This is a genomic window from Pseudomonas sp. R15(2017), from assembly GCF_002112685.1.
Classification (GTDB): Bacteria; Pseudomonadota; Gammaproteobacteria; order Pseudomonadales; family Pseudomonadaceae; genus Aquipseudomonas; species Aquipseudomonas glycinae.
In genome coordinates, this window is record NZ_NEII01000010.1 from 27,804 (window position 1) to 41,460 (window position 13,657).

General features: G+C 61.0%; 16 protein-coding genes. 6 read left to right on the forward strand and 10 right to left on the reverse strand.

The genetic code is table 11. The features are described 5' to 3' along the window. Positions 1-55 precede the first annotated feature (55 nt). Complete coding sequence (locus CAF77_RS20235) at positions 56-1,162, forward strand: OmpA family protein (RefSeq protein ID WP_085655635.1); 1,107 nt, start codon at positions 56-58, stop codon at positions 1,160-1,162. A gap of 24 nt (positions 1,163-1,186) precedes the next feature. Further along, positions 1,187-1,834 (forward strand): pyridoxamine 5'-phosphate oxidase, encoded by a 648-nt coding sequence (gene pdxH, locus CAF77_RS20240; protein WP_085655636.1) that lies wholly within the window; start codon positions 1,187-1,189, stop codon positions 1,832-1,834. Positions 1,835-1,839: 5 nt separating this feature from the next. Here pdxH and CAF77_RS20245 read toward each other — a convergent pair whose 3' ends face one another. Continuing rightward, on the reverse strand, positions 1,840-2,076 hold the full coding sequence (locus CAF77_RS20245) for a hypothetical protein (RefSeq protein ID WP_085655637.1): 237 nt from the start codon (positions 2,074-2,076) through the stop codon (positions 1,840-1,842). A 165-nt stretch (positions 2,077-2,241) separates the two neighbouring features. Here CAF77_RS20245 and CAF77_RS20250 point away from each other — a divergent pair, with 165 nt between their 5' ends. Continuing rightward, on the forward strand, positions 2,242-2,706 hold the full coding sequence (locus tag CAF77_RS20250) for a glycine zipper 2TM domain-containing protein (RefSeq protein ID WP_007969461.1): 465 nt from the start codon (positions 2,242-2,244) through the stop codon (positions 2,704-2,706). A 64-nt stretch (positions 2,707-2,770) separates the two neighbouring features. On the opposite strand, the gene CAF77_RS20255 is transcribed toward CAF77_RS20250, so the two are convergent. From CAF77_RS20255 to nhaA, 3 genes are all read right to left on the reverse strand, one after another. Continuing rightward, on the reverse strand, positions 2,771-3,022 hold the full coding sequence (locus tag CAF77_RS20255) for a pyocin S6 family toxin immunity protein (RefSeq protein WP_011332788.1): 252 nt from the start codon (positions 3,020-3,022) through the stop codon (positions 2,771-2,773). A gap of 18 nt (positions 3,023-3,040) precedes the next feature. Then, positions 3,041-4,228 carry an S-type pyocin domain-containing protein gene (locus CAF77_RS20260; protein WP_064382935.1) on the reverse strand — a complete coding sequence of 396 codons (1,188 nt, stop codon included), beginning with the start codon at positions 4,226-4,228 and terminating at the stop codon, positions 3,041-3,043. Positions 4,229-4,347: 119 nt separating this feature from the next. Then, a complete protein-coding gene (nhaA, locus tag CAF77_RS20265) occupies positions 4,348-5,532 on the reverse strand; it encodes a Na+/H+ antiporter NhaA (protein WP_064382936.1) in 1,185 nt (394 codons plus the stop codon). A 244-nt stretch (positions 5,533-5,776) separates the two neighbouring features. Here nhaA and CAF77_RS20270 point away from each other — a divergent pair, with 244 nt between their 5' ends. After that, positions 5,777-6,871, forward strand: a complete 1,095-nt coding sequence (locus tag CAF77_RS20270) for a PLP-dependent cysteine synthase family protein (protein ID WP_064382937.1) — start codon at positions 5,777-5,779, stop codon at positions 6,869-6,871. Between the two features lie 133 nt (positions 6,872-7,004). Here CAF77_RS20270 and CAF77_RS20275 read toward each other — a convergent pair whose 3' ends face one another. Then, positions 7,005-8,618 (reverse strand): NAD(P)/FAD-dependent oxidoreductase, encoded by a 1,614-nt coding sequence (locus CAF77_RS20275; RefSeq protein ID WP_064382938.1) that lies wholly within the window; start codon positions 8,616-8,618, stop codon positions 7,005-7,007. 95 nt (positions 8,619-8,713) lie between these two features. Then, on the reverse strand, positions 8,714-9,367 hold the full coding sequence (locus CAF77_RS20280; protein ID WP_064382939.1) for a COG3650 family protein: 654 nt from the start codon (positions 9,365-9,367) through the stop codon (positions 8,714-8,716). 164 nt (positions 9,368-9,531) lie between these two features. Here CAF77_RS20280 and CAF77_RS20285 point away from each other — a divergent pair, with 164 nt between their 5' ends. Then, on the forward strand, positions 9,532-9,900 hold the full coding sequence (locus CAF77_RS20285; protein ID WP_064382940.1) for a hypothetical protein: 369 nt from the start codon (positions 9,532-9,534) through the stop codon (positions 9,898-9,900). Between the two features lie 35 nt (positions 9,901-9,935). Here CAF77_RS20285 and CAF77_RS20290 read toward each other — a convergent pair whose 3' ends face one another. Beyond that, positions 9,936-10,535, reverse strand: coding sequence for a short chain dehydrogenase (locus CAF77_RS20290; protein WP_007959150.1), 600 nt, complete (start codon positions 10,533-10,535; stop codon positions 9,936-9,938). Positions 10,536-10,638: 103 nt separating this feature from the next. Between CAF77_RS20290 and CAF77_RS20295 the strand changes: the two genes are divergently transcribed. After that, on the forward strand, positions 10,639-11,547 hold the full coding sequence (locus CAF77_RS20295; protein WP_064382941.1) for a LysR family transcriptional regulator: 909 nt from the start codon (positions 10,639-10,641) through the stop codon (positions 11,545-11,547). Here the strand turns inward: CAF77_RS20295 and CAF77_RS20300 are convergent. Genes CAF77_RS20300 through CAF77_RS20310 form a run of 3 tightly spaced genes read right to left on the reverse strand, consistent with a single transcriptional unit; the run spans position 11,496 to position 13,650 of the window. After that, the gene (locus CAF77_RS20300) at positions 11,496-12,011 is read right to left on the reverse strand and encodes a DoxX family protein (RefSeq protein ID WP_085655638.1); all 516 of its coding nucleotides are present in this window, start codon (positions 12,009-12,011) and stop codon (positions 11,496-11,498) included. The genes CAF77_RS20295 and CAF77_RS20300 overlap by 52 nt on opposite strands. Continuing rightward, a complete protein-coding gene (locus CAF77_RS20305) occupies positions 12,008-12,766 on the reverse strand; it encodes a DUF2063 domain-containing protein (protein ID WP_085655639.1) in 759 nt (252 codons plus the stop codon). Before CAF77_RS20305 ends, CAF77_RS20300 begins: the two co-directional genes overlap by 4 nt. Further along, positions 12,763-13,650: a DUF692 domain-containing protein gene (locus CAF77_RS20310; protein ID WP_085655644.1), complete on the reverse strand. Its 888-nt coding sequence runs from the start codon at positions 13,648-13,650 to the stop codon at positions 12,763-12,765. Before CAF77_RS20310 ends, CAF77_RS20305 begins: the two co-directional genes overlap by 4 nt. Positions 13,651-13,657 lie beyond the last annotated feature (7 nt).

Genomic DNA, 13,657 nt, shown 5'->3' on the forward strand with positions numbered 1-13,657 from the left:
GTTTATCCGGGCGAAAGTCCTCTGATTGTTCACTAATTCTTTTTGTGGGTTTCCAATGTCGTCCAAACAAACTCTCGCCCTGGCCCTGTGTTTCGCAATCACCGGTTGTGCACAGACTCCGAAGAACGACGCCGATGGCGGCAGCTGGTGGCCGTTCGGTTCTTCCGACAAAGTTGCAGCCAAGGAGCCGGCTCCGGCGCCTGCCCCATTGAAACCGGCCGCCACCGCGCCTGTGGCCAAGGCCGAGAGCAGCAATCCGTGGTACTGGCCGTTTGGCTCGGACGACTCGGCGGCAGCCAAGCCAGAAGTGAAAGCTGAAGCCAAGCCCGAAGCAAAACCGGTCGAAGTCGCCAAGGCAGAGGCCGACAAGGGTGGCAAATGGTGGTGGCCGTTTGGTGGCAAGGAGCAGGACACTGCCAAAGTCGTGCCGATGCCCGATCCGAAAGTGACCCAAGCGTGGCTGGATGACTACGAACCGCGCCTGCGCACCGCGATCAAGGACAGCAACCTGCAACTCGAACGCCGTGAAAACGTGCTGGTCGTGACCGCGCCGGTGGAAGGCTCGTTCAACCCGGATCGTCCGGCGATGCTGCTGCCAGTGACCCTCGGCCCGTTCACCCGCGTGGCGAAAATCCTTGAAGCCGACCCGAAAACCGCCGTACTGGTGCTCGGTCACAGTGACACCACCGGTGCCGCTCCGGCCAACATCAAGTTGAGCCAGGAACGCGCCCAGGCCGTGGCGGCAATTTTCCGTCTCAGTGGTCTGCAGCGTGACCGCCTGATGCTGCGCGGCATGGGCTCCGAAGCACCGCGTGCTGCCAACGACAGCGTTGAAGGCCGTGCCCTGAACCGCCGCGTCGAACTGCTGGTGACGCCGCAAAACACCATGGTCGCGCTACTGAGCAAATACAACATGCCAGCACCTAAGCCAGTGACGATGGTCGCCGCCCAGGACGTCAAGCCTGCCGCCAAACCGGTGACTCCGGCGCCGGCTGCGAAGAAGGCTGCCGTACCGGCCACCAAAAAGGCTCCGGCCAAGAAAGCTGCTGCCAAGGCTCCAGCGAAAAAGGCCCCGGCCAAGGCTCCGGCGAAAAAGACCGCGCCCGCCAAAGCCGCCGCAACCGACAAGAAAGTCGCTGCGACCGATACCACTAAAAAGTGATCCGCTAACGAAAAGGAATGCGCCGTGACCCAGTCTCTGGCAGATATGCGTCGTGATTACACCCGGGATGGCCTGACCGAGGCGCAAGCCCCGGCGGAGCCCTTTGCGTTGTTTCACCAGTGGTTTGCCGAAGCGGTGAAAACCGAACAGGCGCCAGTGGAAGCCAACGCCATGACCCTGGCCACGGTGGATGCGAATGGCCGTCCGCATTGCCGCATTCTGCTGCTCAAGGGGCTGGACGAGCAGGGCTTCACCTTCTTCACCAACTACGAAAGTGCCAAGGGCCAGCATCTGGCGGCGAACCCGTTTGCTGCCATGACATTCTTCTGGCCGACTTTGGAGCGCCAGGTGCGGATCGAAGGGCGGGTGGTGAAGGTCACGCCTGAAGAGTCGGATGCGTACTATCAGGTGCGACCGCTGGGGAGCCGACTCGGCGCCTGGGCTTCACCGCAGAGCCGGGTGATCAACGGCCGGGGTGAGCTGGAAGATTTGCTCAAGGCGACCGAGCAACGCTTCACCGACACTCAGCCTCACTGCCCGGAACACTGGGGTGGCTACCGCTTGCTCCCCGAGCGCATGGAGTTCTGGCAGGGCCGCGCGAGCCGCCTGCACGATCGCCTCAACTACCGTGTGCAGGGCGCCGACTGGATTCTTGAACGTCTGGCACCCTGAGCAGTCTACCGAGCGGGATAGTCTGCCGCAGCGGCTTGGAGCCACTTCGGCAGGTCCCGGCGCTTGATCTTCTGCGCCTGAGCCTGCTCCAGCCGTTCGAGCATGAACGCGCGTTTGCCTTCATCCTTGCCGGCCAGTGACAATGCCAGATCGCGATACATCCAGCGTTTGATCCGCACATACAGCCACCAATGGAAGTACAGGCCGGCGGCTGTGGTGACGACAATGATGAAGTAATCCATGGAAATCCTTGGGTCGGCGGCGCAGGAAATGGAATTTGGCGCTACTGTTGGGGAGTTCGCGGGTGCCTGTACCGGGCCTGAATGAAAGCAACTTTATCCGGGCGACGCCGTGACAGGCGTCAAGCTGCGGAGTTTAATGAATACCTGTCCTTTGGAGTTGATGCTATGCGTAAGTCTGTTCTGCTGGTTGCTTCCTTTTCCACGATGGCGATGTTGCTGACCGGCTGCCAGTCGAGCCTGACCGGTGACTCCTACTCCCGTGACGAAGCGCGTCGCGTGCAGACGATTCGCATGGGCACCATCGAATCCCTGCGTCCGGTGAAAATCGAAGGCACCAAAACCCCGATCGGTGGTGCTGCCGGTGCAGTGGTTGGCGGTGTTGGCGGCAGTGCCATCGGCGGCGGCAAAGGCAGCATCGTTGCAGCCGTTATCGGTGCCGTGGCCGGCGGCCTGATCGGTTCGGCCACTGAAGAAGGCCTGACCCGCACTCAAGGTGTTGAAATCACCGTACGTGAAGACGACGGCAGCATGCGCGCCTACGTGCAGCAAGTGCAGGAGAATGAAGTGTTCCGCGTGGGTGAGCGGGTACGGATTTCCACCGTTGGCGGGACCAGCCGCGTTTCGCACTAATCGCGAACGAGCGGTAAAAGAAAACCCCGATCAGGTGACTGGTCGGGGTTTTTTTATTGGTTGTTTACGAGCCCGCCCGAGTGCCAATGAAATATTCCAGGCCTTTCGGAAAGTCGACTTTCAAAAGCTCTGACGCCTGCCTGACCTGACTTTCAGTCATCTCCAGCTCTCCTGGTTCAACTTCCTCAAGAGTTTTGGATTCAGTGATTTGCGCTAATGCTTGGCTCAGTTCGTAATCTTTTACCTTGAGCTCGAATTGCAATGAGTCATCCTGCTTCTCATCCGGGAAAAATCCGGTGATCGATAAATAGCGCATCTTTCTCTCTTCAGTGAGTTATCTGGGAGTCGTTCTGCCTGGCTTTGCTTTTTTTGTTCGCTCTCCCGTCAAATGATTGAATTCTCCCAAATGAATTCCCAGCTTGTCGTACAGCTCTATAGCGCCGGTTTTGGAGTCCCATTCATATATCCGGCCTTTTCCATCAAGCCAGCGGGCTCTCTTTTTTCCACCACCTCGCACTGAGGCCTTTGACTTCACCCTTTGAGTGTCGGGGAACGCAGGAAGCGTTTCGGGATCATCGTAGTACTTATGGTCTCCAGGTTTGCTGACAACAATGTACAGCGGCCGAACCCCGGACTCCGCCGGAAACACCAATATGAAATCCCGATACTCCGGTGGATAAACCGGATTCACCAGAATCCCGTCCGCCGCTTTCGTCGGCGGATACACCCAGATATGCGGCGCCTGCGGAGCAGCCTCCAGTGCAGGAATACCGAGGATGTCGGAACCGTCCACAGCAGGCGTCCAGACCAGCTCAACACCTTCACCAAGGTCTGCAACAAACCGGCTATCGCGTGCCGCGAACTGCACGACATCAACCATCTCCCAGTCGCGATTCTTGCCGGTATAGAAGCCGTAACCCTTAAGGCTGCCATCGGCCTGCTGTTCAACACGCAAGCGCACGCGGGTTCGGGCCTGTTTGAGGGCGAGTAACTGGTCTTCGGTATAGAGCGCGCTATCGCCCAGGTTCGAGGGCATGAACATCGCCACCAGCCCGAGCAACGGGCTGATGACGGCTGCAGAGGCCATCGCGGGCAATCCCTTGACCGCCTCACTGGCAAGGGCAAAAGTGCCCAGCCCCGCAGGAATGGCAGTGCCGCTGATTTTCTTGAGTTCAACCCCACCGCTGTCATTGGCCTCACGGCCACCGAGCAAAATCAGCTCGCCGTAATCCTTCAGGCTGTCAGTCGGCACCATCCCCGCAGGATTCGAGTAATCGATGATCGCGTCCGGCAGCTTGCAAGACTTGGCGAATACGCAGCCCGCGCGCACCGGCTCAGGCTTGTTCACCGCGACCTCACGGCTGCGCTCGAAGGCGTCCTGTCTCGCCAGCATGGCGTCGTACTTGTCTTGTCGGTCTTGCTGATCGGCCAGTTCGGTAGCCGTCATATAGCGGTAGGAGACGTGATGCCCGTCGCCCGCCGGTGGGTTGGGAACCCGGGGAATGACCTTTTGAACAGCCACTGATTGTCCTTTCGTTCATGCATCGGCAGCCCCTCGAAAGGGGCTGCACGAAGTTAACGAAGCAGGAAAATCGTGGCTGTAGGACGTATCTCTAAAGACGTGGGGATTGTTCGCTACGGCTATCGCAACGCGGTGTTCGTTCTGCTCGCCGCCAACGTCACCGCATAACCGATCAATGCCGCAAACACCGACCCGGTGAGAATGCCCATCCGGTCCATCCCGGCGTATTCACTGGAGCCCGGCACGAAGGCGAGTGAGCCGACAAACAGGCTCATGGTGAAGCCGATCCCGCAGAGGATCGCCACGCCCAGCACCTGGCCCCAATTGGCGCCCTGAGGCAGGGCGGCGATGCCGATTTTTACGGCGAGCCAGGTCAGGCCGAACACGCCGAGGGTCTTGCCCAGCAGCAGGCCGACGGCGATGCCCATCGGCACGTGGTGGGTGAAGCTCTCGACAGTCACGCCGCTCAGCGACAGACCCGCGTTGGCGAAGGCGAACAGCGGCAGAATGCCGTAGGCCACCCACGGGTGCAGCGCGTGTTCGAGGGTCAGCAGCGGCGAAGGCTCGGCATTCCTGGTGCGCAGCGGGATGCAGAACGCCAGGGTTACGCCGGCCAGCGTCGCGTGGACACCGCTCTTCAGTACGCAGACCCAGAGGATCAAACCAATGATCATGTACGGCCCGAGTTTGACCACGCCGAGCCGGTTCATCGCTACCAGCGCCGCGATGCACGCGGCCGCGAGGCCCAGCGACAGGGTCGAGAGCTCGCCGGAATAGAAAATCGCGATGATCACGATCGCGCCAAGGTCATCGATGATCGCCAGGGTCATCAGGAACAGCTTCAGCGACACCGGCACCCGCTTGCCGAGCAAGGCCAGCACGCCAAGGGCGAAGGCGATGTCGGTGGCGGTCGGAATCGCCCAGCCGTCGAGGGCTGCCGGGTTGTCACGGTTGAGGAACCAGTAGATCAGCGCCGGCACCAGCATGCCGCCAATTGCGGCCGCACCGGGCAGGACGATCTGCGACGGTTTAGACAACTGACCGTCGAGCACTTCGCGCTTCACTTCCAGGCCGATCAGCAGGAAGAACAGCGCCATCAGGCCGTCGTTGATCCACAGCAGCAGGGGTTTGGCGATTTTCAACGCGCCGATCTGCGCCACCACCGGCGTGTCGAGCAGGCCGTTGTACAACCACGACAGCGGCGAGTTGTTGATGATTAGAGCCAGGATGGCTGCGGCGATCAGTAACAGACCGCTGGCAGCTTCCAACTGAAAGAAACGCGTGAAAGTGCTACGCAGAGGCAAGGTCGCTCTCCATCGATAAAGTCAAAAGGTGGCACACCCTAACCCGTACCGTTAGTTGTTAAAACAAAAGTTATATTCTTTTTTGTTATATATGGTTACAGGGCGCCGGCCAACGTGCAGGAGAGCCTAGCAGTTGCCCAAGGTATTGAAGTTCAGCTGTATCTGTCGGTGCTGTAGGTTTTTTCCTAAGCTTGGGGCTGAGCCTGTGAAGGCATTTTTGCCCGATTCAACGAGAACAACAGCCATGAGCGACAACCGACAGTGGGCCCGCGAAGCCATCCGGATCATCGAAGCGGACTTCCAGCGCAGCGCCGACACCCACCTGATCCCCTTGCCGTTGCCGGGCTTTCCGGGCATCGAGTTGTACTTCAAGGACGAGTCCAGCCACCCGACCGGCAGCCTCAAGCATCGGCTCGCCCGCTCGCTGTTTCTCTACGCCTTGTGTAATGGCTGGCTCAAACCCGGCGCGCCGGTGATCGAGGCGTCCAGCGGTTCGACGGCTATTTCCGAAGCGTACTTCGCACGCATGCTCGGCCTGCCGTTCATTGCGGTGATGCCGGCGAACACCTCCAGAGAGAAGATTGCGCAGATTGCGTTCTACGGTGGCCAGAGTCATCTGGTGGACGATCCGACCCAGATCTACGCCGAATCCGAACGCCTGGCCCGCGAGCACGACGGTCACTTCATCGACCAGTTCACCTACGCCGAGCGCGCCACCGACTGGCGGGCGAACAACAACATCGCCGAATCGATCTTCCAGCAAATGCGCTACGAACAGCATCCATGCCCGGCCTGGCTGATCTCCAGCCCCGGCACCGGCGGCACCACCGCGACCCTCGGGCGTTACGTGCGTTACCGCCAGCACTGTACCCGCGTACTGTGCGCCGATGCCGAGCGTTCGGTGTTCTTCGACTTTTACCAGACCGGCGATGCCAGCCTGCGTCTGGACCACGGTTCGCGGATCGAAGGGATCGGTCGGCCGCGGGTAGAAGCGTCGTTCCTGCCGAAGGTAATCGATGCGATGGTCAAGGTGCCGGACGCCTTGTCGCTGGCGGCCATGCATTACCTCGCGCAGCGTCTGGGCCGGCATGTGGGTGGGTCAAGTGGCACCAACCTGATCGGCGCGCTGATGGCGGCGCAGCAGATGAAAGCAGCGGGGGAGTCAGGCTCGATCGTGGCGATCCTGTGCGATGGCGGCGAGCGCTATGCGGACACGTATTACGATCAGGCGTGGCTCAAGGCGCAGGGCTATGAGCTGGAGGGATTGATGGCGGCCGTAGCGGCGAGTGCCGAGCAGGGTGAGGCGCTGCCGGCTTCAGTGTTGCGCGCAAATATTTGAGTCACCGGTAACCAATGTGGGAGCTGGCTTGCCAGCGATAGCGGAGTGTCAGTCAACATTAAATGTGAATCTGAGTCCGTCATCGCTGGCAAGCCAGCTCCCACAGTTTTTGCAGTGTTTCAGGCGGTGCAGGTCAGTCTTTCAGACCGAGAATGTCACGCGCCACGGCTTCAGCAATCCGAATCCCGTCAACACCCGCCGACAGAATCCCGCCCGCATAACCCGCGCCTTCACCGGCCGGGAACAGACCCTTCACGTTCATGCTCTGCAGCGATTCATTTCGGGTGATGCGCAGCGGCGACGAGGTGCGGGTCTCGATCCCGGTCAGCACCGCATCGTGCAGCGAATAACCGCGAATCTGCTTCTCGAACGCCGGCAGTGCTTCGCGGATCGCTTCGATGGCGAAGTCCGGCAGGGCCAGGGCCAGATCGCCCAGCGAGACGCCCGGTTTGTACGACGGCTCGACTTCGCCCAGCGCGGTGGATGGTGTGCCGGCGATGAAGTCGCCGACCAGTTGCGCCGGCGCCTTGTAATCGCTGCCGCCGAGGATGAAGGCGTGGGATTCCAGACGTTCCTGCAACTCGATCCCGGCCAGCGGGCCGCCCGGATAATCGACTTCCGGGGTGATGCCGACGACGATGCCGGAGTTGGCATTGCGCTCGTTACGCGAGTACTGGCTCATGCCGTTGGTGACCACGCGGTTCGGCTCGGAAGTCGCCGCCACCACGGTACCGCCCGGGCACATGCAGAAGCTGTAGACCGAACGGCCGTTCTTGGCGTGGTGCACCAGTTTGTAGTCGGCGGCGCCCAATTTAGGGTGGCCGGCATACTTGCCAAGACGTGCGCGGTCGATCAGCGATTGCGGGTGCTCGATACGGAAACCCACCGAGAACGGCTTGGCTTCCATGAACACGCCACGGCTGTGGAGCATGCGGAAGGTATCGCGGGCACTGTGGCCCAGCGCCAGGATCACGTGTCTGGAGTGCAGGGTTTCGCCGCTGGCCAGCTCGACGCCGACCAGTTGACCGTCCTCGATCAGCACGTCGGTGACGCGTTCCTGGAAGCGCACTTCACCGCCCAGAGCGCGGATCTCTTCGCGCATGGTCTCGACCATGCCGGTCAGGCGGAACGTACCGATGTGCGGTTTGCTGACGTAGAGGATTTCTTCCGGCGCGCCGGCCTTGACGAATTCGTGCAGCACCTTGCGGCCGAGGAATTTCGGATCCTTGATCTGGCTGTACAGCTTGCCGTCGGAGAACGTGCCCGCGCCGCCTTCGCCAAACTGCACGTTGGACTCGGGGTTGAGCACGCTTTTGCGCCACAGGCCCCAGGTGTCCTTGGTGCGCTGGCGCACTTCGGTGCCGCGTTCGAGGATGATCGGCTTGAAGCCCATCTGCGCCAGCAGCAGGCCGGCGAAGATCCCGCACGGGCCGAAACCGACCACGATCGGGCGCTGGCTCAGGTCGCTTGGCGCCTGGCCGACGAATTTGTAGCTGACATCCGGCGCCACGTTGACGTTACGGTCGTCGGCGAACTTGCCCAACACTTTGGCCTCGTCGCGCACTTCGAGGTCGATGGTGTAGATGAAGCACAGTTCGGAAGACTTTTTGCGCGCATCGTAGCTGCGCTTGAACAAGGTGAAATCGAGCAGGTCATCGCTGGCAATGCCCAGGCGTTGCACGATGGCAGCGCGCAGGTCTTCGTCGGGATGGTCGATCGGCAGCTTGAGTTCGGTGATTCGTAACATGACAGGATCCGGTTCGCGGGGCGCACAACTGCGCCAGGGCGTTTGAAGGCGGCGATTATAAGCCGCATCCGCCGGATCCCGTGAGGGTAAAACGATCAGTCGTTACGCGAACCGCCGAAATACCCGCAACCGCGCTGTACCTGGCCGTCGATACGCAACTCGGCGCTCATGTGCTGCACGCTGCCGGTGCTGGTGTCGACGCAACGCTGCGGCGCGACCCACAACTCGATGCGCTGGTTGTTGGCTTCGCTGCTGAGATTGAAACGGCCATCGCCCAATTGCTCTTCGACGTAAGGCACGGCGAGCGGTGGCTGGCCTTCGCGGTCGATGACCAGGCCCTTGCCGCTGACCTTGACGTTCCATTCCGGGCCATGGCCGGCGGCGCGCAGGATCAGCTGTTTGAAGTTGGGATCGTCGCAGGCAGTGCCGGAGCGTTCGACGCGATAGAGCTGGGTCAGGTCGAGGCGGTCGCCGGCGATCTTCCCGCGCACGTCGGCGAACAGCTTGCCCTGCTGATCGGCCAGGGTGGCGGCCTCTTGCAGGACGCTGGTGCCGCCGATGTCATTGACCACGTACTGACGCTGCTCGCCGCAGGCCTGAAACACCAGTTTGCCGTCGGCAGCGGTCAGTTGCCCCTGCATCCGCGTCTGGCCGACGTGGGAGGCGCTTTCCCGCGCACCATCGAACAACTGGCACGCGGCAAACAACGGGAGCAGGGCAACAACGATCAGGGAACGGGCAACACGCATCTTTGGCTCTCCAGACAAGTGCCGCCACGTTACGCAGGCTGGCCGCTGATCACAACCATGAGTTGGACCTGCCATGTACCGGAAACATTTGGCTTAACTTTGGAAGTCGGGGCGAAAGGTATTTGGCAGTACCTTGTCCGCCTTTTGGATGCGCGAGGTTTTGTATGAAAGGATCAGGCAGGGTGCTATTGGCAGTACTGGCATTGATGGCTTCATTTCCGTCGGTGGCGGCAGAAATTGCTTTTTCATCAGCGGCGGATTTCTCCGAAATGAGCCTCGAGCTCAAACGAATCGATGATCCGAATCCGCAAACGGTCGAGCTCAATGTCACCTTGAGCCCGGATGCACAGCGTCGCCTGGAGCGGGCGACGACTGAGGGAATGCACAAGCTCCTGCAGGTATCCATCAATGGCATTCAAGTGTCGAGCGCGATGGTTGGATCGGTGGTCCGCGGGCCGGGCCTGAGGATAGGCGTGCCGCGTGAGGTCGCCAGAAATCTGGTGCCGACGCTGCTGGAGCCTTTGACACCTTGATGCGACGCTGACCCAGCGTCGCAAGCCGAAGTTTTTCAACCCACGTGAAACGTCTGACCTGTCTGCAAGCCTTCGACACTTTTGGCGTAGGCCAACGCCACATCCGCCGCAGGAACCGGCTTGTAGCCACGGAAGTACGGGGCGTAGCTGCCCATGGCTTCGACCAGCACGGTCGGGCTGATCGAGTTCACGCGCAGACCGCGCGGCAGCTCGATGGCGGCGGCGCGGACGAAGCTGTCCAGCGCGCCGTTGACCAGTGCAGCAGAGGCGCCGCTGCGGATCGGGTCGTGGCTGAGCACGCCGGTGGTGAAGGTGAACGATGCGCCGTCGTTGGCGAATTCGCGGCCGATCAGCAGCAGATTGACCTGGCCCATCAACTTGTCTTTCAGGCCGAGGGCGAAGCTGTCTTCGGTCATTTCACCCAGCGGGGCGAAGGTCACGTTGCCGGCGGCGCAGACCAGCGCGTCAAACTTGCCGGTCTGTTCGAACAGCTTGCGGATCGATGCGCTGTCGCTGATATCCACCTGGAAATCGCCGCTGCTGCGACCGATACGAATGACTTCATGACGCTGCGACAGTTCTTTGTCCACGGCCGAACCGATGGTGCCGCCCGCGCCGATCAACAGAATTTTCATCGTGATTGCCTCAATTGATTGAACGAGGTTTCAGTCTAGAGTGGTTTTTTCTGCGGATAAGCGCACTAATGGGCAACCTTTGGTTTTCAAATGGAAACAATCCATGAGCGAAATGGATGATCTGGCGGCGTTCGCGGTGTTGATCGAGGCGGGGAGTTTTACCCTGGCGGCGCAGCAATTGGGGTGCAGCAAGGGGCAATTGTCCAAGCGCATCAGTCAGTTGGAGGCGCGGTTTTCCGTGGTGTTGCTGCAACGCACCACGCGTCGGCTGAGCCTGACGGCGGCCGGTGCGGCGTTGTTGCCGCAGGCTCAGGCGCTGGTAGTCCAGGTGGAGCGAGCGCGTCAGGCATTGGCGCGATTGAAGGACGACATGGCTGGCCCGGTGCGTATGACCGTTCCGGTGTCGCTGGGGGAAACCTTCTTCGACGGTTTGCTGCTGGATTTCTCGCAGAAATACCCCGAGGTACAGATCGAACTGGAGCTGAACAACAGCTACCGCGAGCTGTCCCGCGACGGTTTCGATCTGGCGATCCGCACCGAGGTGGCCAATGACGAGCGACTGGTGGCCAAGCCGCTGCTGGCCTGGCAGGAAATGACCTGCGCCAGCCCTGAATATCTGGAGCGCTTTGGCGAACCGCTGACGCCGCAGGCGCTGGCTGAACACCGTTGCCTGCTCAACAGTCACTACAGCGGTCGCGAGGAATGGCTCTATCACCAGCAGCACGAACTGCTGCGGGTGCGGGTGTCGGGGCCGTTCGCCAGCAATCACTACAACCTGTTGAAGAAAGCCGCACTGGCCGGCGCCGGCATTGCTCGCCTGCCGTCCTACCTGTTGCAGGCAGAATTGGCTGACGGCCGATTGCGCTGGCTCCTGCGTGATTTTCAGACCCGACGCATGCCGATGTATCTGGTGCACCCGTATCAGGGCGGTCTACCGAAACGCACCCAGGTACTGGCGGATTACCTGATCGGCTGGTTCAAGCTCAGCGGCGAGGCGCTGGACCGGTTGTAGTGCCTGGCGATCAGGTGATCGATCGACAGTTTGCCCGGCCCGGTTGCCATCAAGTACAGCAACACCGCCATCCAGGTGCCGTGGGTCGGGTACGCATCCGGGTACACGAACAGCTGAATGGTCAGGGTCATGCCCAGCAAGGCCAGCGCCGAAAAACGCGTGGCGAAGCCAATCAGGATCAGGATCGGGAAGAAGTGTTCGGCAAACGCCGCCAGATGCGCGGCGATTTCCGGCGCCAGCAGCGGCACGTGGTATTCGCTCTTGAACAGTGGAATCGTCGAGTCCGCCAGACGCGGCCAGCCGAACTCGAAGGTGCCATCGATCAGGTCGACGGCCAGCCCTTCGACCTTGGTCTGCCCGGATTTCCAGAACACGGCTGCGATGGAAAAACGCGCGATGAAGGCGATCAGGCTGTGAGGGATTTTTTCCAGCAGCGCGATGGCGCGGGCAATGAGGCTGTTCATGACGACACCTTTGGGTGGAAATGAGTGATGAGCTGGCGGCTGATGAGCAGGGCGAGGGTCTGGCTGAGGTCGAAGGCCTCGGCGGATTCCAGCGCCTGCGTAAGTGACAGGCCGGCCTTGAGCTGGTGAATGAACTGGCTGGCGCCGCGATCCACAGCGAACACCTCGACTTCCAGTCCATTGCGCAGGATCAACGCGTGTTGGGCGTGATGCAGATTGATCCCGGCCAGCGTCGCGTCGTGCTGATGCGCCGCCCAGATGTCCACCACGGCGAAGCTTGAATCGAGCAGATGCAGCGAAGGGTGCAGGCCGATGCGCAGTTCATTCAGCGCATCGGCATCTGCAAACACAGCAGCGATCCGCTCCTGACTCAGAGGCAAAGCATCGGCCGCGTGGTAGGCCTGCGTGCGCAAGCGCTCCAGCCGCGCGACATCGGCCAGATAGGGAACACTCGCAGCAGGTTCGAAGCCGCTGATGAAGTCCGCCAGCTCACCGCCGTAGTCACTCATCAACGGACTGTGTGGTGGATGGCTTTGTACGAAAACTCCGGCCATGGCCCGGAAGAATTCGTCCCCCACCAACTGCACCACCACGGGATAACTGTCGGCCAGTGCGTTGATCAACGAGCTCTGAACATTGTTGCGGTACACCGCGAAACGGCTGGCGGGGTCGGCACCGTTGGCGCTGCACAAACCGTCGGGGCAGGGCAGGTCCATATCGAGCAACGCTGCGCTGAATGCGGCTTGAGTGCTCATGGCCGACCTCCCGCGCACAGCAACAGCTCATCGGCCTGATGCGCTTCGGCCAACAGCACGTTGAAGGCCGGCACCTGATTGTCCCGTTCGATCAGCGTCGCCACCGGGCCGACACGTTCCAGCGCTTTCCGGTACAGCGACCAGACGGCTTGATCGATAGGCGCGCCGTGATCGTCAATCAGCAAGCGATCACCGAGGCTGTCGGAATCTTCAGCAAAACCTGCCAGATGAATTTCGCCCACCGCGTGCAGTGGCAGTGCATCGAGGTAAGCCAGGGGATCGCGTTGATGGTTGATGCACGAGACGTAGACATTGTTCACGTCCAGCAACAGCCCGCAGCCAGTGCGCCGGATGACTTCACGGATGAAATCCGCTTCGTCGATGGTCGAGCGCTGGAACGCCAGATAGGTCGCCGGGTTCTCCAGCAGCATCTGGCGCTTGAGGGTGTGCTGTACCTGATCGATGTGGTCGCAGACGCGGTTCAGCGTCGGCCTGTCGTAGGCCAGGGGCAACAAGTCATTGAGGAACACCGGGCCGTGGCTCGACCAGGCCAGGTGTTCGGAAAAGGAGTGGGGTTGATAGCGCTCGATCAGCGCCGCCAGGCGTTTGAGGTGCTGAACATCCAGCGGGCCTTCGGCCCCGATGGACAGCCCGACGCCATGCAGCGACAGCGGATACGCCTCGCGAATCAAGCCCAGAAAATGATGAAACGGTCCGCCGGCCACCATGTAGTTTTCGGCGTGGACTTCGAAGAAACCGATGTCCGGACGTGAAGCGAGCACTTCGCTGAAGTGCTCGCTCTTGAGCCCCAGCCCGGCACGGGACGGGAGCCCGGTGAGGGCTGCCCGAGTGCGGCGCAAGGCATGGTCGCAGGATGTGCTCATGATCGAC